Raw genomic sequence first — 21,358 nt, 5'->3', positions numbered from 1 at the left:
GCCATTACCCCTTTTTGCCTTTGATCATGTTCTTGACCTTCTGTTTCTTGTTCAGCTCCGCCTCCGTATACGGCGCCGTCACACGGGCTGTCTCTTTCCCGTCAATCTCCACTGGCACAACGATCGTATACCGTGCTGTCCTGGTGTAGTTATAGTCATCATTCAGATCCTGGATACCGCCACCCCGGATATTCATGCCAATATCCGGTACCGGAACCAGGGATGGAATGCTTATCAAATCCATCGCCGCTGCTTTTGCATCCTTCACCTTCGACAAAATACCATTTATCCAGCCAATGCCCCAGAACTCGCCCAGATCCGTAGATATCTTTGACGGGCTCCCGATCTTCGCCTTGGCGACAATGGCCGCTTCCGCCGCGGCCGCCAGGGATGCTGCAGCACTCCGTACTGCCCCGACCTGCGACCAGATACCGTTTGCCAGGCCCACACCAATATAGACACCGCTGCTATACGCACCACTCTGTGCTGAACTCATGGCAGCCACAACAGATGCCGACATCGAAGACGCCGTGGATACTGCCCGACTCATTCCGGACGTCACTCCACTATTGAAATTGTCACCGACTGCCTTTCCAGAAGATTTTGCCTTACTCTCTGCATTTGAAAACTCGCTTATCAAGGACTTGATCGCTGATTTCGCCTTATTGCCCAGCGCATCCAAACCATCATTAACTATATTCACCGAAGACTTCATGCTCGTCAGTGATTTTTGCGCACTTTTGGCGTTACTTGCTATAGATTTCATGCTAGAGTTTACCGCCTTAAGCGCCACCGACATTGCCAATACCCCTACAGCTCCTGTTGTCATCGCCAGTGCAAATGCTGCTATACCTATCGCAGAAGCTGCCGATGTGACACCTATAGTAACAAAAGAAGCCGATAACAGTATCATGACTGCACTCAATGCTGTTGTCACGGCCAATAGGGCAGTAAAAGCTGCGACTCCAGCTACAGCCCCGGAGGCCACTAAGGGCAGTGCCGCCCCCGCAACCATTAACGATGCGGCCACTAAGGTAAGCCCAGCTCCCAGAGCAACGACTCCGGCTGATAATACAAGAACACCTGCAGAAGTGACCAGAACTGCCGCCCCTACAGCCACCAGACCGGCCGCCACAACAACGAGCCCCGCTCCGAGCACTACACTTCCTGCTCCAGCCAAAGTAGCACCCGCCGCAAAGGCTATAAGTCCAACCGAAAGCGCCGCAATCGAAGCCGCTCCCTGCAATCCATATTCAGCTACCGTTGGAAGAACAGCTGCCACAACTGCAAGAGCTGCACTGGCCAGAAGAGCACCTGTGCCAACTAGGGCAATGGCCGCCCCAAAAGCAATAAAACCTACTGCACCGGCCGTCAAAGCCGGTCCCAACACAGCCGCAAGAGCCATCAGGCCGGCCAGTGCCACTACCATACCCGCCATTACAGCAATAGCGGGGGTACCTGCATTGACAAGACTAATCGCAGCGGCTGACATCACATACATTCCAGCCCCGGCGATCAGCACTGCCGCACCAAAAGCGACCATACCGACAGAGGCCGCTGTAAGCTGTGTCCCTATCTTGGAGGCCCCTACCGCAAGGAGAGCCATCACAGCCACCATGCCCGCCATCACGGCCACGGCTCCCGGTCCCGCGTTGGCCAGCTGTATTGCTGCCTGCGCCATAATATAAAGTCCACCTGCCGCCAAAGCAATGCCGGCACCAAATGCCAGGAATGACACGGCCGACTGCATGAGCATTTTCCCACTTGTCGCCGAAGCATTACCCACTGTTTTGGTCGCATCACTGACTCCAAAAAGCTTTGTAGCCAGCCCGCTGATGCCATTGCTTGCCAGCCCGATAATCGCTTTTCCGAATGACGTTACTCCCGGCGCAACCGCTTTCACAGTCTTGAATGCCATATAAGCCATTAGCAGTTTTGGCAGATTGTCAATCAGCAGTGCCACCGTATCCGCATTATCTTCCAGGAACCCGGCAAACGCTTTCAAAGCGTCTCCGGCCACTCCAATGGCATCACCAAATCCTTCCACGCTCTCAGTGGAGCCAAAACTTCCATTCAGGTCAGCCAGTTCTTTTGAAATAGCTGAAAACGCATCACCGAACGCAGAGCCCACCTCGCTTGCAACGCTCACGATCGTATCCCAGTACGGTTTGATCTTATCCAGCCCGGAGGTCAGCTTTGCGGCAATCTTTTCGCCGTCCAGCTGCCCCATCTTATCAACAAGCTTACTGATTGCACTGATACCCTTGGATGACAGCACATCAAATGCCGGCTGCAATTTATTCGCTGCTGTCTCCTGCAATCCGTCCATCGCCTGGCCCACCGTCTTGTATTCAGTGGCCAGCTTCGTAAATGCGTCATTTGTACCGACCGCGGCTATAGCGTCAAAGAAATCCTCCGTGGCCACCGTACCCGCCTGTACATCTTTAATGAGCCCCTGTGTAGACTTACCCATCTGCTTTGCGACTGCCGCAATACCTGCAGGAGTCTGCTCCAGCATCAGTTTAAAATCTTCCCAGGCTACCGTGGGTTTCGCCGCCATCTGCGTGGCCTGCTGAGACAGAGTCTTCATTGCCTGGGTTGGGCTCTCCGCTGCTGCTGCCAGGCCGCCAAAGCCTTTTACCAACTTTGTGGTGTTCTTTGTTCCTACTGCCTCCAGCTGTGCAAAGGTTGACGCCATATCCGAAGAGCTGTAGATGGTAGCCTCCGCAAAGTCCTGCAGTTCATTCTTAACCGCTTTGATCTGATCAGCTGACTTCCCGGTCATTTCCATGTTCCCCTGGAAGGTCTTCCATGCAGCGCTGGAAGAATTCAGATCTCCCACCAGACCGGTTACGCCATTGCTGATTGTATTGAAGGCAGCCTGCCCGGCGGCCATCATCACACCAAAGCCAACGCCGCTCGTGAGAGTGCTTTTCAGATTGTCCACGTATCCGGACGCAGATTTCATCGTAGATGTAAATCCTTTATCCGCTGCGGACAATATCGCTTTTATACTAAATGACTCTGCCATGCTCTCACTCTCCTTTCCGCAAAAGCTTTCCTATTCCGGAAAACCTGCCATCTACCTTCTTTTTCTTCTTTGACTTTAGATTTTTCAGCTCTTTATCATAGTCAAAAAACTGCCGGAACTTTCGATATACCGGCCTGGTCTTTCCTTTGCCGGCCGGTTTTTCTGCCTGCGCCGCAAAATTTAAAAATGCCTGGCGATGCTCATGCAGACTTTCGTCCAACATTCGCAACTCCAAGGCCTCTGCCATAATTTCATACTGAGCATTTGTCAGGTTATCCACCTGATCAAAAGTCGTAAAGCCAAAATACCGGAAACAATTCACTGCCATCTCCCGGTACTGTTCCTCAAAGGTTAGTTCTGGTCCTCTTTCGCTTTCTCGATCGCTTCCGCCATCTTTGCCATCATTTTCTTGGTAGCATTTGCTTTCCCTAAAAAATCCAGCGTGTTCTCAAACAGCGCATCTACATCTGTATCCGGATCATCGATATAGGAGTCCAGAAGCGCTTTTGTCACTCTCGGGTTCTGCCCTTTGTTCGCTACATCCAGCAGATCCACCAGGGCGTCCGGCTCTCCATCGATCACCCGGGCGATCATGTATCTCGCACCGATATCTTTCTTCACGTCTTTAATGCCGTCCACCGTTGTGGATACCAACTTATTGGCATCCCGAAGGAAGCCCATCCCAAAGTTGAACTGATATACCTGTCCATTAATTGTTAATTCCATCATCTTGATCTACCTCCATGTATAAAAAATGGCAGGAGAATTGCCTCTCCTGCCTACGCTCCTGTCTTTTCCGTATCTGCAAATGCGTAAGATGCCAGTTCCTGCTGCTCATCAGAAACGGTTGCGTACCCGTCTGCCCCGGTCCCTTCGAGACCAAATGTAAGAGAAGCTTCTGCATGATCTTCGGCACTTGATGTAAGTTCAAACTCCGTCACATACCCCTGGAAATACTTTGCAGCAAACTTCCCTACATTTTCTGTTTCTCCGGGCTTATCCAAATTCACTTCCCACACTTCCACTTTGTCTGAGTTGTCTACCGCTTTTTCAAGTTTGTCGATCATCTCATCGTTTTCACTTGCAAAAAGTGCTGTAGTAGTGATCTCAGACTCCAACGCTCCCGGCGTTCTGATCGGGCCGTCTTTTGTTTCAGTCGTATCAGCATCCCTGGATTTTGTCCGGCCGTTTTCTGTCGTAAATGCAATTCCTGTCGCATCGACCGTGGCCGCATCCGCCAAGATCCGGTACAGATAAATAATTCTGCTTCCTCTAATTGCGCTCATCTTATACCTCCATTCTTATGAAAATTTAAACTCCACTTCCAGCAGACCATGCAGAAGTGGAGTCTTGGTTGTGTTGTCCGGAAGAATTCGCTGGTTCACATTCTGTATCATCCATGCAAAATTCTCCGTATGTTCCAATTTGTAGCAGACCTTCTTGATATCCAGCAGCATCTCCGATACTGTACCGCGCTGTTTCGGGTTGTTGTGCCAGACATGGATTGTCTGGTATACATTCCCCACCACGGCACTTTTTGTCTGGGTATCCGTCTGCTGGCTGTCTGCCAGATAAATAAAGGGATACGGCGTGTCCTCCGGCGGGAGGAAAGTATCATACACGTCATATTCCAGTTCTTTAAGTTTCAATAATAATTCCGTGAAGAGCTCCTGCTGCGGATCCATGCCATCACCTCATTCCACCAGCTTCTTCATGTCTTTCCGAAACTGCCCCGCCTGATCACGGAAGGCCGGAGCCAGATATGGCTGCGCTTCCATGAAACGTGTACCAAATTCCGGATACGGGGCATAATCGGCCTTTGGTTCCACTTCAGCCGCCATCCCTCTATCGGTAATCTCAAGCCCAATGCTACGTTTTAGGTATCCGGTATCAACCGGGGCATTCCGCTGCGCCTTAGCCTGCATCTCTGCACCGTTGTGCCGGACAACCCGCTTCACATCGTCCATCCGAACATTCTGCTTCAGCTTCTTCTGTAACTTTTCCATGCCGACAATCTTGATATCTCCCATCACTGCACCTCCGATACCACAAAAGTATGTTTCGTCCGGAGCTTCCGGGAGAAGTCCACACTGTAGATCTCCTCCCCAACCCGGATCCGGTCAAACGGTTTCGTGTAATGGTTCTGGAGCTGGATTGTAAGACTCCCCTGCTTTGGTCCATCATAGACCAGCTTCAGCCGCTCTTCACCGGTATTCATGACGGACGCATACCGTAAAGTCTCCACGACGATATCATCCGCATAGTTCCCGGTTTTAGGATCATACTCTCCAGATGTGATCTTCTGGAAATATACAGGTGTGTCGTATCTCATAGAAACCTCACCCGGCCTTTCTTCGCCTCCTTCTGACTGTCCAGATATGCCTGTATATCTTCGCGGTATCCTGCAAAATCATCGTCCGAAAAGGAGAGGCTCTCCCCTTCAACACTGTGAGAAGAAAGCCCCTCAGATCCAATCCTGTTGAACCGGATCACTGCCACGTCTGTAATGATATAATTGAGACCTTCTGGAGGGTCCTGCCCTCCCAGCAAAGCTTTCAGTCGGCTTGTTGTTCCGGACAAAATCAGGTTCAGTTTGGCATCTTGTGATGTATCACTCTCTGAAATACCAAGAAGGATCTTTAAATTTTTCAGCATACGCACCACTCCTTATTTTGAAGCCGCCTTTGCCGTTGTCTTCTTAGTAGTTGACCTGGAAGAAGAAGTCTTTTTGTCAGTTTTCTCCTGAACGAGTTCAATCAGAGGAACACCCTGCTTATTATCAGATCCAGACAGCTCTGCCAGACGTTCTTCAGAGACCTCCATACCATCATGGGGGAATACATCCCCCACATTGTACTCATGGTAAACCTTACCATTTTTTGTCTCTCTCGCATCCTGCAGATCATGAAACTTTTTGATTACCTTATACATCTTTTACACCTCCTACGCTCCAGCAAACACGTCAGCCACTACATCTCCAGAACGAACAGCCTTTCCGTTTACATCAGCTTCAACGACTGTCACATGATGCCCGTCCGTTGCTGTAATCTCAGACTCTCCGTCCCATGCGGTCCAAGTAGACACATCCATGCCGTATGTAACTTCCGTTGCTGCGGATGCATTTGTCTTATACCGGAACACGTCATTGATAGATGCCAGCTGCTCCTTGACAGAGATCTTTGTCTTTCCCTCTTCAGTTCCTTCCGCGGAAGTCAGAGTGAGAGATCCAAGAGTCTGTGTGTCGGAAGAACCAACAGCAATGTATGCGATCGCATCCAGGTACTCTGCAAACAGCCGGACTCCCATAATCGCAAACATATCGGAAATCGCTCTCTCATACGTTCCCTGTGCGTGGAAGCCGATAAAGCCAGTCTCAGAGTCTACAGTGTATGCAAGGCCCGCTCTCACAAATTCAGAGTCCGCCGGATCCACATAGTATGCAACCAGGTTGTTCAGAGGAGTGGCGATAACCGTATTCTCCGGGATCTGGGAAGAAATAAAGCAGATATCTGCTCCCAGGAAGTTCTGGATATAGTTCATGCCAAAAGCAGTCTGCATGGTAATATCTGCGGCGCCTACGTATTTATAGACATCCAGAGTGTTTACCCATACAGCTGTCCCTGTTGCGGTCCTCTTCATCTTCTCAAACTTATCTTTCACTTTTCCGATCGCCATAGCAACGGCCATCTGCCAGGTGGTCTCATGTCCTACCAGGGAACCCATTTTCAGCTGGCCATAAAACTTGTCCAGGATTTTATTCTGCAGATCGGACTTAAATTCGGCATCGGTCTGATCCACCGCAGCGTCATAGCCCTTCTCTGCGATTGCTTCAAGAGAAACACCTTTTCTGTATTTCTCAATCTTGATGGTATCAAAATCCTTCTCTTCGACTTTGTACTGAGATAACGGGATCTCATCACCCTCCGCTACGTCCCCAGACTGCAGCGTGCCGGATACTTTTTTCACTTTCAGCACAGTTCCGTTTGTCTTCTTGATCATCCTAGTGATGCCCATGATATCCAGTAAGGCCTGCATGTTCTTGCCAAAAGAAGTGACAAAATCAATCTCCCTTGCCCTTACCTGGATCTGTGCCTGTCCTGTCATATTGGTGGGTGCAGCGAATACCTGCAGCCCAAGTTTACTTACATCATGCATAAGTTTTCATCTCCTTTTTATTCAAATAAGTTCATGTGTTCCGCGATCATCCTCTGGCGTTCAGAAGGATTTTTGATTGCAAGGATCTGCTCCCTCGTAACAGTTCCCTTTCCTCCGGTCCCGCGCTTCGGCGGGTTTCCTTTCAGCTTATCCTTGACGGCATCCTGCACGGCGTCCTTAAAAAGCTTTGCAAATGCCTGGACTGCCTGCTTCGTATCCTCTGCATCCGTGCTGACCAAATGAGCAAGCAGTTCATCCGGGATGTTAATTTCATCCTCGGACAGCATCTTTCTCGCCGTCTTGGACATCTCTGCCAGAGTATCTTTCTCCTTAAAAGCATTCAGTTCCTTTTCCATCTGTGACATCCGATAAGCCGCCTTTTCTTCATTGGTCATTTTTGCGAGTTTTTCAGCCTCAGACAGTTTATCATCGTGGATATCCTTCCACTTCTTCTGTGCATTCGATACCGCTGTATCAATGGCTTTCTGTACCCTACGGTCAAACTCTGCCTGATTACCTTCCTGTTTCAAGAAGTCATCAAAAGAGAGGGGTTCATCACCACTTCCGCCTTCGCCTCCTGAACCTGCTCCATTTTTTCCACTAGTGCCGCCGCCATCTCCGGACCCTCCAGCTCCAGCGCCTTCACCCTCTGCAAATAACTGCAGGCTTCTCATTGCTTCAAACACCTTATTTTTCATCGTTTTTTTCCTTTCTGCCCCAGCCCATTCATTTAAGCCCAGGCCATTGCATCGAATCATAGTTTATCGTCATTTCGGACACGACGTGTTACTCGATCCGGACATGATCCGGAAACTCATCAGCGATCTGACAGATGCCAATGAAAAAGGAATCAACCAGAAGCGTTCCTGCTTCTGACAGATTCCTGTAATGTATATCAGCCCTTCCGGGCGATATCTCGCATTCAATTTTGTCCTCGGTCAGATCGCCAACCGACTTGACCAGCGTCTGCACAAGTGCTGTCATTCCAGCACAGATAATATCTTTTCCATTCTCTGCGTATCCGGCATGGCCGGATACCTCAATTCCGTCCTTTCGGACGCTTACTTCAATCAATCACACCACTCCTTTACTCTGCAAAAATCCAGTCTTCAGCCAACATGTCAGCTTGAGAAGCAAGCCACCCCATCTGTACACCTGATGTCCCGACAAAAGCAATAGCCATATTTCCGATGGCTTCATGTTCACAATTCTGTACACTTCCGTCCGATGTAACATAGCTAATGTTCCTAGCCAGTTCGATATGCTGGTTTTTCCCGTTCCAGCCCTGGCGCTTCACTTTAAGTCCGCGTTTCATGTACTTGATGGCATCACCAAAGCTGAAAGTCGGAGTTCCTCCCAATATGGTTGTATTTTCTTCTGTAGCTGGGATCCACTCGTCAGACAGTACATTTGTCAAGGTATACTCAACACGCTGCGTTTCTCTGATATCAAGCAGATCCTTTCCAGTATCCGAGTCAACCGCCCGGCATTTCATCATAATCGTTTCTTTTTCCGGATCCCAATACCAATAGCCTCCCCATGACGGAAGTTTCATCGGAATTCCTTTCTTCATGTTCTTTAACGCCTCTGTAAATTTCATGTTCTTCACCTTTCCTTTCTTAAAAATGGATATAAAAATACCACCGGCCATTTCTGACTGGTGGCGCCTATTCATCGTCCTCTTCCCAAAAACTATCTTCCAACTCAGGAAATTCTTCATCAAGAATAATCTCTACATCGTCCGGCAAATCCTCTAAGTCAAGATTGTCTGGAATATCACTGATTTTGATTTTCTTTTCTTTAAGAATTTTACTCATAAGTTTCGAATCCATACTCAAAACCATACCTTTCTGCGAAAATTCTATTTACTTCATCGGAAAATAATCTGTGGCGATCTGCCTTACTTATCTTTCCATCATTATATAGCTTCCTGTACTTTGACTTCAAGCTATTTCTAATCTCGTTGTATGCCTTCTCCATTTTTGCAGTCGAACTGATACCGCTCGGCCATTCTTCCGGTTTTCTGATGTAGTAAGAGCCATTTGATGTTGATACTCTAATCTCGGAAACTGGCATTCGTTTCAAAAATTTGAGGTCCGTAAATGAGAAAGACCCTCCAGATGGATGATTGTGGGTAACTACTGCCCCGCGTAGTTTAGGGATATCCAAAACTGAAATACTAACACTATTTGTATCCCCTCTCTTGGAAAATCTATATTCTCCACCAGGACCGTAAACTTCCATCGTTTCTTTGCTTCTACTGCCAAGACTCTTCTCAGATTTAAGCAGCTCGCTTTTCGCTTCTTTCGCCCACTTATCTGTGGAGTCTTTTAATTTCACCTTGTTCCACTCTTCTGTGGTACCTCCCTTGTCCAAGAACTCCAACCATGCCTCATAATCTTCGCTGTCTTCATAGGCAGCCACGGAACACCGGCAATTTGGATGCGTCGGCGGCGCATTTGTCCCTGGCATCATCTTTTCCACCTTGAAGTGCTTTCCGTCCAGAGCCCTGCAGATCGGACAGGCCGTCCCCAGCGCAAGGAAAGTATACTCCTCAAAGCCATTCCGCTCAAAGGACTGCTTCTGTGCTTCCGTCTGCACCCTCGCCAGTTCCGTGATCATCAGCCGTTCTGCATTGCTCTGGCTGACTCCGAAGCGCTTCCGGAGATGCGTTGCCAACCGCCGCGGGTTCTGTCCTTGGATTAGTCCTGTCTGCAGCAGACTTGACAGCTCATTCTTGAGCATGTCCTGATACATCCAAATCCGGTCTGAATACGTCGCATTGTGGAAAGAGGCGTTCACGATAGCATTGGCAGCTTTCGCATTGTTCTGGATTGTCTTACCCAGGATACCAGCCTGCCGTTCAAACTCTGAAATCGTCCGGTCTGTTAGAATATCGCCGTAATATTTCTGAAGTTCATCAAATCCAGCTACCATCTCCAGTCCAATCTGCGCTTTCAGGAGCTCCAGCCGGTTCACCTTCATGGTCATGTTGTACAAACGCATCTCTCCATTGGCTTGATCAGAGAAATTCTTCTCCTTTACATACTTGGCAGCCTTTCGCCCCAGAGCTTCGATATCAGCCTTGGCAGCCCGTTTCTTCGCCTCTGCCAGTGTGATGCCTTCTTTACTAGCATACTTGCCGTAAAATCCATTGATCTCCTTCTCAATTTCATCAATCATATTCTGGTAGATCTCCCGGATATGCTTCTGATACTCGGCTTCATCCTGGATGTTATGCTTCCTCTGTTCTGTCTCCCGGTTCTTCCAGTACGTCTGTGAATCCATTTACAACTCTCCATTCAAAATAGATCGTGCCTCTTCCTTACTAATCCCTATCGCGGTAGAAATAAGGGCGATTGCCTGTCCTTCCGTTAGGCTTCCTGCAGAGTACTGCGCCATGATTGCAAGTAAACTCTGCGTCTGAGCACCGTTCAAAGATTTCCCCTGTACTTCTGTCTCTGCAGCACTAACAGCACTTCCTCCTTCAGAATTTCCAAACATCTGTCTCATAACTGCATCGTTCTTCATAGTACTCTCTTCCGCTTCAATTCGCTCCAGCTCATCGCCTACGGTATCCACTATAGACAGAGTACTAAGCTGCGTTTTCTTCGAAACAATTCCCTCCAGATTTCCAGCAATCTCGGTTTCTTCTAAAACATTCGCCGGGAAATTTCGTGTGAAGATCGGCTTCACTTTCACCCAGTCATTTTTAAGCATGCCGGACACTGGATTGCTAAATATCAACATATATCTACGGTTCATGCCGCTGTTGAACTTCCGTTCTTTGGTCTTTGCCAGGTTGCTCATCGCCTGGAGCTTATATTTTAAAGCGATGCCAGAAGATGTTCCAAAGTTCTCATCAGAAATATCTGCCACCATACTAATTTGGAAGATCAAACGCTCCAGTCGGTCAATTAGATGTTCCTGCGTTGTATCGCCATCTGGCTTCTGTAAGAAGTCCACTATCATTCTGTCTGCATCTTCATCAAAATTGATAATCCTGTCATCACGGATATGCTTTATTTCTTCTTCGTCAAGCATCGCACCCAATATTTTCATGTACGCATCCGCAAAATAATCCACATCATTGGCCTTTTCAGATATCGCTTTATTATATGCGTTGATCATTGTCAGTACAGGTTCAAAAATGCCCTGTTCCTCTGCATTTTCCCTGTACTCTGTTGCCGGCACCCCGGAAAATCCATGCTCTTTCTCACATTCATCAATAAACTGGATCTTGCCTTTCTGTACAAAGTATCTTACTTTCTCATCATCTGATACACTTCCATGAAGTACATTCTTTGAATCTAAATAAGTCCGAACAAAATATCTTGGTCGCTCAATCACCGAATCGTCATAAATCATGAATGCTTCCTGCGGATCCAGATAGGTAATCCCAATCTTACCCTCTTGATCCACAAAATACATTTCATAACCTTTTCCATATATGCTGCATATCTTAGACAGCTCTGCATTGTTGTCGTCCTGGTCATTGTACTGATCCAGAAATTCCACATACTCCGACACCTTATCATCGTCGCACTGCAACTTAATCGGGACACCAATAAAAAAGCCATTCATAGTATCCACGATGTACTTTGCAAAATTTACTGCGATCCGATTATCTGGTTTGTACTTTGGTTTTGGTGGCTCCCGAAAAATAGGATATTCTGTCATATACGCATCCATAAGTGGCTTATACCGGAATGTCGCCTCCGCTGCATGTTGGGCAAGAAATCTTCCGAGCCTATCTTCATCAAGTATTTCATCATCTTCTAATCGAAACATTCCTAAACTCCTCCTTTTACCCGGTGATATCCTGTCTTTGATTTCCGCCAGCCTTCAACTCCATATCTTAGTGCGGCCATCGCATCATCCTGAAATGGAACCGGCTCATCCAGATACTCTCCTGTTTTTTCATCCTTTTTCCATTTCCACTGTTGCAATTCCCGTATTGTATTTACACAGGACGGATGCACATAAAGCATCCTTTTGATCACTTTGTCTTTTCCGACAATACCTTTCAACCAGTCAACCTGTGCAGACTGATACTTCTTTTCTGTAGTATGTTCTTTCCTTACCGCGCGTGCCCTAAATCCGGCTGTTCTCCACGCTTTTATTCGATCTGGTTCAGCAGAGTCGCACCACATCGTTCTTTTTGACGGAATTCCGGATTTGATGGCCAATGGGATGATTTCTGCAGTCTCTTTTTCAAAGACATAGACTTCTTGGAGAATATAAATATTCCCATCTTTAATTCCCAAAAGAAGAATTGCATTCGCGTGATTAAATCCGAAATCTTGCCCGATTGCAATATCGTCATAATGGTCTATATTCTGACTAATATTTTCAACCTTCCAGTTGTGGAGAATTAAACCACCAACTTCTCCCCATTCTCCGAGCCCGTATATCTGATATCCTTCCGGATCTACTTCCTTACGGCGAGCCATACGGACATGGTACGCAGTATCAATAAAGCGGTTGTCCAGGTACGTGCTGTGATGCGTCAAAACATTCGGATCAGGAGTATCAAAAAAGACCTTCTTGATCCAGTGATTTCTGTTCACCGGATTGAAGGTCATCCGTATCTGATAAAACTGTCCTGGAGGAAGCTCTCCTCTAAGACGGTCATCTATGATCTCAAAATCAGCCTGCGTGATTTCTGTTGCTTCTTCGATCCAAACATCTGTCAGCTTTCCTCGCTGAAAGGTGATGGATTTAAGCTTCTCACGTTGCTTTTCATCATTTACTCCCCGGAAAATAATCTGGTTTCCGTTTGCCCGGCAGGTAAGCGACAACGGGCTTTGCTTGATATTCCAGTATCGATCTGCCTGATCCCCGAACATCCGGTAAGCGGCTCCCGTCAGCTCAGCATAGGTGCTATCACGGTTTGTAATGTCTGACTTTCGGATGCAAACCAAGTTCCTGCCCTTATCCTGCATCAGACGCAAAAGGTAGTTCTGGGCTGTATCAACGCTCTTCCCCGATCCGGCAGATCCTTTCATCACAATGTAACGCTTGCGGCTCCGATCCACCTCTTTAAAGCAAGGATTTGCCTTTACCGTGATATCCATCAGGTATCATCCTCACCGTAATCAATCGTGATATTCAGATCCATGTCGGCATCCACGTCAACCTTGTCTGTATAAATGCCATATGCTTTTCCAAGTAGTTCTGCTGCTTTGTTCGCATCTCTTAACTGGGCAGGGATCTCAATAATCTGCGGTATTTCCTGTTTAACCGTCTGCTTTCGCATTGTCCCATTTTCGTCAGGAACATATGATGTTTTTTCGGTATTCAAGGTTACAACAACAGACTCCATCTTTTCTCGCCGCATGACGGATGTGAGATATCGCATAACTTCATCTTGATCAGCTATAAGCTGAGACTCTTTCTCTGCCATACGTTTTTCAATATATTCTTTGAGTTCAGGTTTTCTCAGGTTTTCTTCTCCAATAGAGTATGCCGTCTTCTTTGAATACCCCGCTCTAATAGCTGCCTGAGTGGCATTCAAATCAGTTAAATACTCATCGCAAAACCTTTTCTGTTTTTCTGTCACGCAAGCTCACCTCTCTTTCATATAAAAGCGTAGCACCCGGAGTCGAACCGGGACACAGGACGCTACCCTGCACATCTGCCGTTGATGATATACCCGCATGAGAAAAGCACCCCGGAGGGTGCTTCTTAATCTTCTTCCACCTTTTTACATATTTCATTCGTATTTTTACATATTTTATCTTCATTAATTCCCACTAAATGCAAAGCCAATTTTACTTTTAATTGATCTTTAGTCTCTATATTTTCGATATCATCCGACAAATTCAATGCACTTTTAATATTAGAGTCTTTAGTAAGTTCTTGAAAAAACTCTGAAATCTTCTCATTGGCTTTATTTGACAGTGTATAAAACAAAACAGAAACCGCTTCTAATATAGCTCCAGAAGCCAAGCCAACCCATTCAGGATTATTAACTTCAATTCCTCGCCGTATACTCCAAATTAATATCACAAATCCCGCAATACTCCCCCAAATACTCAATCGGAAAGCCCATTTTGACTGTCCTAATCTTTGATTATGGTATTTTTTCTTTGCATCATCGGGAACCCACGGTTCTTCTGTTGTATTTGCTGTTGTCTTTTTCCCACCTTCGTTATTCAAAGAAATAGATTTCTTATCTATTTCCACTGTTGTATTTGCTCTTCTACTCTCGTTTATCTCACTCATCAACCCCACCTCTTGCTATTCGTCTTTTTCTGTATCTTCAACAGCTTCAATAACAAGAGGATTTACAAACACAACATTTCCGCAGTTTAAACATGTAACAGCAACTATCGGGAAAAATTTTCCTCCTATTTGAACATCTTTTTTTTCTCCAACTTTAATCGGTGTCTGAATTTCATCATCTACAGTCCAATTATTTTGGCCACACATTGGGCACTTCTTTGTAGTCCATTTTTTGTTTATCGTATCTACAAGTTGATTGTAGTTAAGTTTAAACATTGGATTTTCCTCCAAAAACCATATTTTTAAATATTCTAACACTTTAATCTCCTTTTTTCTATATAATATTTCAACAAAGAAAAGACGCCCTGCGTCCGCAAAGCGTCCTTTCTGGATTCAGTATAGGTTTTAGAAGGAAAAGAAAATGTCAATCTTACACTTCTTTCAGCTTATACTATATCATTTTCAAAACGGAAAGTGCGGAAAAAGCGGAAAAACATCCTCTATTTCATAAACAGCTCAAATTCCTTTCTTACACTCTCCTTGGTACATTTTCTCCCCATCAGCGTGGCCACTTCCTCCCAGGTCAGCTCCTTGAAGAACTTGTACCGGATAATCCGCTGCATCCGGAACGGGATCTCCTGCATCCACTCCTCCACCTGCAGCTTCAACTCCTCCGCCTCAGCCTTCTGGTCCTCCAGGATCTGCCTTTCACGGGCCAGGCGGCCGGCCTCCACCAGCGTCTTCGCCGTCCCGTGCAGGCTGAAGGACCGCTCCTCGTAAGGGAACTCCGGATTGCTCCCCCGGACCTTGTCCTGCACAATCCGGCGCCTCTTCTCCAGCTTCTTGATCTCTGCCTCTGTCTCCTCTATGAATTTACAGGCATCTATGTAATCACTCAGGACTTTCTTGTCCAATGGCATCCCCTCCTCTCCGTTTCCCGTAGCACTCCCGGCACATGTCGAAGTATTCCATCGGCTGAGTCCGGAACCTGTACACATCCGTCATCTCATGCACCCTCACGTGTACCGCCTGGGTGTAGTGTATATCCTTGCCGCACACAGCACATCGTATATGCTTCACGGTTCCACCTCCTTCTTGATGTCGTATTTCTTGGCCATATAGCCCGCCACATCGTCTACTTTATACGGCTTCCGCAGGAACCGCTCCCGGGCCTTATCGTCTACGTGCGCCTCTTCCTCATCGTAAGCCTGGTCCCGGTCAATCTTCTGCTGCTTGCGACTCCGTCCGTGCTTGTACTCTCTCACCGTGTCACCTCCTCGTCAAGATAAATAATCCCGTATGCCTTGCCATCTGCCCCCTTCCACAGTTCAACGCTCCCCGCATACTGAAATACTGTCTCCTCTCCCCGCATCACCGTCAGCACGATATCGTCCTGGCGCTCCACCGTGCTTATCACCAGAGGCTCCGGGTCTGGCGGCTCCGGTTTTGTTTGTTCTGGCATTAGGGCAATCCTGCCGATCACTGCCGTGCACACAATCGCTACAGCCGCCAGCACAGCGATGGCTGCTCTATGTATCTTTTTCATCGTTATCCTCCTTCACTAAAGGTCTATTTAGGCAAATCTAAGTTGCACATCGTTTTGATCAACTCTCAAATTCGGTGCCCGCTCCCCAACTTTCAAATATGGGCAGTTGGCTTCTACCAGCTTCTGTGCCATGATCGGCACCACACTGTTTCCGATCCGTGCCACCTGCTTTGCAATCGGATATGGTTTCCAGTTGTAATCCCGGTCAATGATGTAATCCTCCGGAAATCCCTGCATCAGTTTCAATTCTTCCGGTTTCAGCATCCGCAGGAAGATATCTTTCAGGATATATTTCCCGCCCTGAATATCCAACACCACATTCGCCAGTCCGAACCGATCCCTTGTAGTGATCGTGCCCAGAGGTCTGTCAACACTCTGGCAGCTTCCTCCTGATCCTTAATACTTGATCAGGAATGCAGATATCAAACCAAAATGCCCCGGAGATGTTGTTATCGTGTGCAATGGCTCATCGCATCCCTGACCGATACCTGTCTTGTAATACTTGGTGATAAATGCTGTCACAAGGCCGTACCGGTTACTGGTGTCTATCGTCTTGATCGGCTCTGTCAGGAACTGTCCCCGGGAGTCTCCCGCCTTCGTCTCGCCGTGATACTGGATCAGGAAAGACACCGCCTCTTTATTCCGCACAATGTAGGGAGACGGATTATCAATGATGTATTTCCGGATCCCGTTTGCTATCCGCTTCATGGTCGCATCTGCCAGAGGCTTCTTCCGGTCAAAGATGGATTTCCCCAGATCTGACCAGTCGATGTAATCACCACATGCTTTCCATATCGGCTCCTGATCCTTAAAGTGTGTCGGTGCCGGCCAAACAATCTCCCGGCTATCTCTCCGGAATATCGCATACCAGCGTTTCCGCGTCGTCGGTGCTCCGTAGTCGGCCGCTATAAGCTCCCGGCAGTCAAATATATAGCCGAGGCTCTTCATTGCCATTATGAACTTCTGATAATCTTCTCCACGGCGCTCATTGATCGGATGTCCGTCTGCATCCAGCGGTCCCCACTGCTGTATCTCTTCCACGTTCTCCATCAGGATCACATCTGGCAGGATTGTTCGGGCGTGTTTATATACTGCCCACGGCAGGATCCTCAGTCCACGTTCCCGCGGCTTTCCGCCTTTCGCCTTGCTATGGCTTGTACAGTCCGGCGACGCCCACATCAGAGCCACATGCCGGCCCTTGACATATTTCTTCAGGTCAACACGGAAGATATCCTCAGTCAGATGTAGCGTATCCGGATGGTTGGTCTTATGCATCAGGATTGCATCAGGATCATGGTTGATTGCGATATCAACCGTCCGCCCTAACGCCATTTCTATTCCAACGCTTGCCCCGCCTCCGCCGGCGAAGCAGTCAATAATTAAGTCATCCATAGTTCCTCCACTAAATCATCATTTAGTAAGCTTCATATTCAACCGTTCCACTTCCATCTTCTTTAAACGTAACTTTATCTTCCCCAAATGCTTCTCGGAATTTTCTTAATGCCATTTCCGTTCCGTCATCACAGCCATCATTCATTTCATCTGCGATATCATCAGCAATCTCACTGAACAGTTCTTCATCTTCTGTGTCTACTTCGATACAATGCAAGAATTCAACTTTTTCTGCATAATCAAACGTCATTGTTCTCTACCTCCACTAAAAAATCAGTTCTTTCACATGAAATAAATGTCCAAGCATGCCAATTTTCCCATATAGAACATCGTTACTGAACACCGGAGCACCATTGTTTGAACCGTAAACTCCTGTTCTTACTGCATACTCTAATGCTGCCGGATGGCCGTTTGCGTCCATCCATGAGCATCCAATGACGTTCTCACACCAATCTTCAATGGTGAAATCCATTCCACTCATGTCTCCAACCTGTAATCCTTTTCCTACGCCGTTCTTAATTTTGACCGTTTTTCCTGCATGCTTACATTTTTCTCTCATCTCATGCCTCCTCTAAAAATCAATCCACCCAGTAAACTTCTAGTGTTATCCCACTCCAATCAAGCCCCTGCCCGCATTCACGACAGTAATTATCCTTGGTTCCAGACTGCCGCAAGTTCCATGTGCTCACAATAATCCTCTTACACTTTGGGCAGTAATAGTTGGTTATTCCATCCATCTTCTTAATAATCGGTTTCATCTTTTTCATCGATTGATCCTCTTTTAAAAAATCATTTAACTCATCTTAATGAATTAAAATCAAGTTATAACTCAATTAACTTGTCGCTTATCGGATGAGAGCAGCAGATACATAGTCTTGGCGGACGGTCTGCTGCTTGTTTTTTGTTGTCAATGTACACTCACCCATGTTTTTTTAATCAGCCTTCACTCTAGGCTTATACACTCTCTTTCCTCTCAGGAACTCCTCTTCCTTCCGCTGCCGTCCCAGGAGCTGCCTCATTTTCTTGACCGTGTTCTTATGATTTTGCTCGCCGAAGAAATTCACGATTAGCTCCAGCCTCTGTACTTCATCCTTCTGTTTTCGCCGTTCCCGGCGGCTGCGCTGGAATTTTGTGGCGACACGGTTCCTCTCGGCCTTGTCTTGTGCAAACTCCAGCTCGTGCAGTAGATCCTGCAGCCTCCTGTCTTCCAGCCCGACCGCATCCCTGGCGGCCTGATACTGGCTTTCACAGGCGTCCAGGAAGTCTAGGAACTCTGAAAGGGCTTCTGATGCCTCTTTGTTCTTTCCCATTACGTCCTCCCGTTACGCTGGCATGTACCACCAGGCTTTCTGGTTCTTTCCATACCCGCTGATGTCTATCTGTACACCCAGGTCTTTCTTTGCCTTCATAATCTCGCTACGCTTAATCCCCGCTTCATCTGCCTGTAACAGAAGGTCGTTCCCGTTAAGCCTTCCGCCTGCCAGTGCCTCCTGAAGGAACTCACAGGCCCGGTCATAGTCTGTCTTAGCCAGCGCTCGGACGTGCACCTTCACGTCCTCGATCTGCTTCGTGTTGGCGTTGCACTTGGAAAATATCTTCTCCGTCAGTTCAGCCATCGTCTCCATCTGTTTCCTCATGCCCTGGATCTCCCTGTGGATGTTTACGATGGCCGCCGGGATCTCTTCTGCTGTCCGTTCATCTCGCGGAATTTCTCTCTGGAAGTATCCCGGCTCCTTCCCAAGGAGCAGGCACATCACCCTCTCCATGCTCTCCGGGATGCTGGGATTATTCTTTAGTTTCCCGATGTAACTCTTGTCATGTCCCAGCTCCTGCCCGAAACCGCTCTGCGTTTTTCCCTGATGCTTCAGCTCATCGCACAGTTTCTGGTAATCTATCTCTATTGTTTTCGTACTCCTTCTCCTCCTTTCTGCATCATGTACTCCGCATGAAGCGAATTGACCACTGGGACGAATGCCCAGAGGATATCAATCACAAACCGCTGCATTTGCGGGTACTTTGCTTTCAGCTCTACAATCCTTCGATTGTACTGACTCATGTCATGTGTCTTTGTATATTCCCGATAGATCTTCCAACAGTCGTTATAGACCGCTGTCACCTGCCGGTCAATCTCCGTCCCATTCAACGATCCTGCACCCCGCTTTCCGGTAACTGGTCTTCCTCCGCTTCCACTGGTTCTCACAAAACTGGATATCATCCACATAGTCATAGCAGATAGCGTCAGTCTTTCCCTGCGCCACACGGGCAATGCGGCCAATACTCTGCGTCACTACCGCATAATCCTTTTTTGGTGTAGTCAGATATAGGCGGTCCAGCCGGGGAATGTCCAATCCCTCTTTCGCCAGATTGAAAGATGCGAAAAGGTATCTCTTCTTTCCGGACTTCATATCCTCAATAGCCTGCACCCTCTCCGCTTTTCCCTTTTTAGATGTCATTTTTCCGTCAATCATCACTGCATATTTTCGGATTTCCACCGGCATAACAGCCATGAGTCGCTGCAGATGCAGGAGACGGTCGGAAAGGATCAGATTGCAATGGTCCTGGTTTTTTACCAGATCTTCCAGTATTACATCATCCCTTGCCGTGTTCCACGTCAGATGCTCCATCAGTTTGCTATAGACCAGTGTCCCGTCCGTATCCAGACAGGCCCGGCTGATCTTTACGCCAGTCCGGCGCTCCAGTACCTTCACTTTCATTGTCTTCTCTGCCACCGCCTCATCCGGCACCTGATACTGGACATCACCCAGCACCGCAAACGTGCTCCGGATAAGCCCATCAGAACGGTGAACTGTAGCGGACAGCCCATACTTGTACCTAGCGGCCAAGCTACTCACAGTCCTGTAAAACATCTTCATGCTGGCCGGCGTCCCGGATACCCGGTGGCACTCATCCACGATCACCACATCCCAGGTATATTTGTATTTCTGCAGATCCAGCTTTGAGAGTGTCTGGACCGTGGCAAATGTCATGTGGCTGCCAATCTGCACCTTCCCCGCCGTAATCTTTCCCAGGATCTCCTCGGGGTAATACTGCTTTGCCCTGTCATAGGACTGATTTAAAAGGTCCGCTGTGTGGGTCAGCCAGAGTGTCTTCCTATGCAGCCTGGCCGCCAGAGCAATCCCCATCTGCGTCTTCCCGGAGCCACAGGGACTCTGGAGGATGCCACAGCCGGCCTTTTGCATTGCATTTACAGCAAGGGTCTGATAATCATACAGAGGAACGATCCCAGGAAGGGAAATCTTCCCGTTGTCAGCCAGGTCCTGCCGGATCTTCGTATCCTCCCGCAGGATATACTCCCGTATCTGTTTCCCGGTCCCGCAGGGGAGCGCCAGCACATTACCATCCACATAGTAGAGATACAGGACTTCCTCAGTGTTTCCTGTCCACAGACCCATCCGCTGCTTCTTGCTGTATTCCGGATTAGGGATCACCAGGTTCTCCCTGGCCCATCGCACCAGCTCCGGCACCGGGTCCTGCACATATATCTCATTACTTATCGTGACCTGCATCCTCTCACCTCTTATCCAGCCGGTCCCGACACTCAAACCAGTGCGCTGCTGTCCGTCCGATCCGGTAGGCCTCCACCTTATTGATGCTGGACTTTCCGTCCTTCTGCAGGATCTGCATCATCCTGCATGGAACCAGGACAATCAATTCCTCAAACTTCAGTACAAACATGCCCATCGTGTTCCCTGTCTCGCTCCAGAGCGTCATTGCGTTCTTCTGATTTTCCTCGATCCGGCTGAGCTGGAAGCGACCACTGGCACACTCCTTACAGTCGAATACATAGGCTATTCCGTTTCTGGCTGCAATCACATCAAAAGGCTGCCCGTTTGCGTTATCCTTCAGGCAGTGAGCCCAGAAACCGTGATCCGCAAGCATCTGCGCCCATTCCCGCTCAAAGGCGGTGCCATTACTTTTATTACTCACTTTTTTTCCTCACTTTCATATGTCTTACCATTTTCCCGTTTTGGCTTACCCGGTTCTTA

33 protein-coding genes are annotated in these 21,358 nt (G+C 47.8%); all 33 read right to left on the bottom strand.

Translation table 11 applies throughout. The features are described from left to right. Positions 1 to 4: 4 nt before the first annotated feature. The 33 genes from NI21_RS16000 to NI21_RS0104025 all read right to left on the bottom strand — a co-directional run bounded on the left by NI21_RS16000 (position 5) and on the right by NI21_RS0104025 (position 21,299). Positions 5 to 3,031 (bottom strand): tape measure protein, encoded by a 3,027-nt coding sequence (locus tag NI21_RS16000; RefSeq protein WP_052083909.1) that lies wholly within the window; start codon positions 3,029 to 3,031, stop codon positions 5 to 7. Between the two features lie 4 nt (positions 3,032 to 3,035). After that, on the bottom strand, positions 3,036 to 3,311 hold the full coding sequence (locus NI21_RS0104175; RefSeq protein WP_147581163.1) for a hypothetical protein: 276 nt from the start codon (positions 3,309 to 3,311) through the stop codon (positions 3,036 to 3,038). A gap of 71 nt (positions 3,312 to 3,382) precedes the next feature. Then, entirely contained in the window at positions 3,383 to 3,760 is a 378-nt protein-coding gene (locus NI21_RS0104170; protein WP_033124985.1) for a tail assembly chaperone, read from the bottom strand. 50 nt (positions 3,761 to 3,810) lie between these two features. Next, positions 3,811 to 4,317: a phage major tail protein, TP901-1 family gene (locus NI21_RS0104165; RefSeq protein WP_033124984.1), complete on the bottom strand. Its 507-nt coding sequence runs from the start codon at positions 4,315 to 4,317 to the stop codon at positions 3,811 to 3,813. A 15-nt stretch (positions 4,318 to 4,332) separates the two neighbouring features. After that, entirely contained in the window at positions 4,333 to 4,716 is a 384-nt protein-coding gene (locus NI21_RS0104160; RefSeq protein WP_033124983.1) for a DUF3168 domain-containing protein, read from the bottom strand. 9 nt (positions 4,717 to 4,725) lie between these two features. Then, complete coding sequence (locus NI21_RS0104155) at positions 4,726 to 5,061, bottom strand: HK97-gp10 family putative phage morphogenesis protein (protein WP_033124982.1); 336 nt, start codon at positions 5,059 to 5,061, stop codon at positions 4,726 to 4,728. After that, positions 5,061 to 5,363, bottom strand: coding sequence for a hypothetical protein (locus NI21_RS0104150; protein WP_033124981.1), 303 nt, complete (start codon positions 5,361 to 5,363; stop codon positions 5,061 to 5,063). The genes NI21_RS0104155 and NI21_RS0104150 overlap by 1 nt, the downstream gene beginning before the upstream one ends. Continuing rightward, a complete protein-coding gene (locus NI21_RS0104145; protein ID WP_033124980.1) occupies positions 5,360 to 5,686 on the bottom strand; it encodes a phage head-tail connector protein in 327 nt (108 codons plus the stop codon). The genes NI21_RS0104150 and NI21_RS0104145 overlap by 4 nt, the downstream gene beginning before the upstream one ends. A 12-nt stretch (positions 5,687 to 5,698) precedes the next feature. After that, positions 5,699 to 5,962: a hypothetical protein gene (locus NI21_RS0104140; RefSeq protein WP_052083907.1), complete on the bottom strand. Its 264-nt coding sequence runs from the start codon at positions 5,960 to 5,962 to the stop codon at positions 5,699 to 5,701. Positions 5,963 to 5,974: 12 nt separating this feature from the next. Further along, positions 5,975 to 7,186: a hypothetical protein gene (locus NI21_RS0104135; protein ID WP_242842811.1), complete on the bottom strand. Its 1,212-nt coding sequence runs from the start codon at positions 7,184 to 7,186 to the stop codon at positions 5,975 to 5,977. Positions 7,187 to 7,203: 17 nt separating this feature from the next. Next, positions 7,204 to 7,884 carry a DUF4355 domain-containing protein gene (locus NI21_RS0104130; protein ID WP_033124979.1) on the bottom strand — a complete coding sequence of 227 codons (681 nt, stop codon included), beginning with the start codon at positions 7,882 to 7,884 and terminating at the stop codon, positions 7,204 to 7,206. An 88-nt stretch (positions 7,885 to 7,972) separates the two neighbouring features. Further along, positions 7,973 to 8,260: a ribosomal-processing cysteine protease Prp gene (locus NI21_RS0104125; protein ID WP_033124978.1), complete on the bottom strand. Its 288-nt coding sequence runs from the start codon at positions 8,258 to 8,260 to the stop codon at positions 7,973 to 7,975. Positions 8,261 to 8,273: 13 nt separating this feature from the next. Then, entirely contained in the window at positions 8,274 to 8,861 is a 588-nt protein-coding gene (locus tag NI21_RS0104120) for a DUF2829 domain-containing protein (RefSeq protein ID WP_369792767.1), read from the bottom strand. Continuing rightward, a complete protein-coding gene (locus tag NI21_RS16705) occupies positions 8,854 to 9,003 on the bottom strand; it encodes a hypothetical protein (protein ID WP_156111846.1) in 150 nt (49 codons plus the stop codon). The genes NI21_RS0104120 and NI21_RS16705 overlap by 8 nt, the downstream gene beginning before the upstream one ends. Continuing rightward, complete coding sequence (locus NI21_RS16290) at positions 8,996 to 10,474, bottom strand: minor capsid protein (protein ID WP_081957962.1); 1,479 nt, start codon at positions 10,472 to 10,474, stop codon at positions 8,996 to 8,998. Before NI21_RS16290 ends, NI21_RS16705 begins: the two co-directional genes overlap by 8 nt. Continuing rightward, positions 10,475 to 11,977 (bottom strand): phage portal protein, encoded by a 1,503-nt coding sequence (locus NI21_RS0104110; protein WP_081957961.1) that lies wholly within the window; start codon positions 11,975 to 11,977, stop codon positions 10,475 to 10,477. It abuts the gene before it with no gap. 2 nt (positions 11,978 to 11,979) lie between these two features. Then, on the bottom strand, positions 11,980 to 13,263 hold the full coding sequence (locus NI21_RS0104105; protein ID WP_033124977.1) for a PBSX family phage terminase large subunit: 1,284 nt from the start codon (positions 13,261 to 13,263) through the stop codon (positions 11,980 to 11,982). Continuing rightward, on the bottom strand, positions 13,263 to 13,748 hold the full coding sequence (locus NI21_RS0104100; protein ID WP_033124976.1) for a terminase small subunit: 486 nt from the start codon (positions 13,746 to 13,748) through the stop codon (positions 13,263 to 13,265). The genes NI21_RS0104105 and NI21_RS0104100 overlap by 1 nt, the downstream gene beginning before the upstream one ends. A gap of 125 nt (positions 13,749 to 13,873) precedes the next feature. Then, positions 13,874 to 14,413 carry a hypothetical protein gene (locus NI21_RS0104095; protein WP_033124975.1) on the bottom strand — a complete coding sequence of 180 codons (540 nt, stop codon included), beginning with the start codon at positions 14,411 to 14,413 and terminating at the stop codon, positions 13,874 to 13,876. 15 nt (positions 14,414 to 14,428) lie between these two features. Further along, positions 14,429 to 14,731 carry a hypothetical protein gene (locus tag NI21_RS0104090; protein ID WP_147581162.1) on the bottom strand — a complete coding sequence of 101 codons (303 nt, stop codon included), beginning with the start codon at positions 14,729 to 14,731 and terminating at the stop codon, positions 14,429 to 14,431. A gap of 182 nt (positions 14,732 to 14,913) precedes the next feature. Further along, entirely contained in the window at positions 14,914 to 15,327 is a 414-nt protein-coding gene (locus NI21_RS0104085; RefSeq protein ID WP_033124973.1) for a DNA-directed RNA polymerase sigma-70 factor, read from the bottom strand. Then, positions 15,305 to 15,493 carry a hypothetical protein gene (locus NI21_RS0104080; RefSeq protein WP_033124972.1) on the bottom strand — a complete coding sequence of 63 codons (189 nt, stop codon included), beginning with the start codon at positions 15,491 to 15,493 and terminating at the stop codon, positions 15,305 to 15,307. The genes NI21_RS0104085 and NI21_RS0104080 overlap by 23 nt, the downstream gene beginning before the upstream one ends. Then, entirely contained in the window at positions 15,490 to 15,678 is a 189-nt protein-coding gene (locus NI21_RS0104075) for a hypothetical protein (protein WP_033124971.1), read from the bottom strand. The genes NI21_RS0104080 and NI21_RS0104075 overlap by 4 nt, the downstream gene beginning before the upstream one ends. Then, positions 15,675 to 15,959, bottom strand: a complete 285-nt coding sequence (locus tag NI21_RS0104070; RefSeq protein ID WP_033124970.1) for a hypothetical protein — start codon at positions 15,957 to 15,959, stop codon at positions 15,675 to 15,677. The genes NI21_RS0104075 and NI21_RS0104070 overlap by 4 nt, the downstream gene beginning before the upstream one ends. 27 nt (positions 15,960 to 15,986) lie before the next feature. Further along, positions 15,987 to 16,274 (bottom strand): DNA cytosine methyltransferase, encoded by a 288-nt coding sequence (locus NI21_RS17220; RefSeq protein WP_369792766.1) that lies wholly within the window; start codon positions 16,272 to 16,274, stop codon positions 15,987 to 15,989. Positions 16,275 to 16,355: 81 nt separating this feature from the next. Then, the gene (locus tag NI21_RS15795; protein ID WP_369792765.1) at positions 16,356 to 17,351 is read right to left on the bottom strand and encodes a DNA cytosine methyltransferase; all 996 of its coding nucleotides are present in this window, start codon (positions 17,349 to 17,351) and stop codon (positions 16,356 to 16,358) included. Positions 17,352 to 17,373: 22 nt separating this feature from the next. Beyond that, on the bottom strand, positions 17,374 to 17,601 hold the full coding sequence (locus NI21_RS0104060) for a hypothetical protein (protein WP_033124969.1): 228 nt from the start codon (positions 17,599 to 17,601) through the stop codon (positions 17,374 to 17,376). Positions 17,602 to 17,616: 15 nt separating this feature from the next. Continuing rightward, positions 17,617 to 17,910 (bottom strand): hypothetical protein, encoded by a 294-nt coding sequence (locus NI21_RS0104055; protein ID WP_033124968.1) that lies wholly within the window; start codon positions 17,908 to 17,910, stop codon positions 17,617 to 17,619. Positions 17,911 to 17,929: 19 nt separating this feature from the next. Next, positions 17,930 to 18,118 carry a hypothetical protein gene (locus NI21_RS0104050; protein ID WP_033124967.1) on the bottom strand — a complete coding sequence of 63 codons (189 nt, stop codon included), beginning with the start codon at positions 18,116 to 18,118 and terminating at the stop codon, positions 17,930 to 17,932. A gap of 165 nt (positions 18,119 to 18,283) precedes the next feature. Then, positions 18,284 to 18,661: a hypothetical protein gene (locus NI21_RS0104045; RefSeq protein ID WP_033124966.1), complete on the bottom strand. Its 378-nt coding sequence runs from the start codon at positions 18,659 to 18,661 to the stop codon at positions 18,284 to 18,286. Positions 18,662 to 18,673: 12 nt separating this feature from the next. Then, positions 18,674 to 19,117 carry a hypothetical protein gene (locus tag NI21_RS0104040; protein WP_052083905.1) on the bottom strand — a complete coding sequence of 148 codons (444 nt, stop codon included), beginning with the start codon at positions 19,115 to 19,117 and terminating at the stop codon, positions 18,674 to 18,676. 357 nt (positions 19,118 to 19,474) lie between these two features. Continuing rightward, positions 19,475 to 20,878: a DEAD/DEAH box helicase gene (locus NI21_RS0104030; RefSeq protein WP_033124963.1), complete on the bottom strand. Its 1,404-nt coding sequence runs from the start codon at positions 20,876 to 20,878 to the stop codon at positions 19,475 to 19,477. A gap of 4 nt (positions 20,879 to 20,882) precedes the next feature. Continuing rightward, positions 20,883 to 21,299 (bottom strand): Holliday junction resolvase RecU, encoded by a 417-nt coding sequence (locus NI21_RS0104025; RefSeq protein WP_033124962.1) that lies wholly within the window; start codon positions 21,297 to 21,299, stop codon positions 20,883 to 20,885. Positions 21,300 to 21,358 lie beyond the last annotated feature (59 nt).

The sequence above is a fragment of the Eubacterium sp. ER2 genome (genome assembly GCF_000765215.1).
Taxonomy (GTDB): domain Bacteria; phylum Bacillota; class Clostridia; order Lachnospirales; family Lachnospiraceae; genus Claveliimonas; species Claveliimonas intestinigallinarum.
This window is presented reverse-complemented; position numbering and strand designations above follow the sequence as displayed.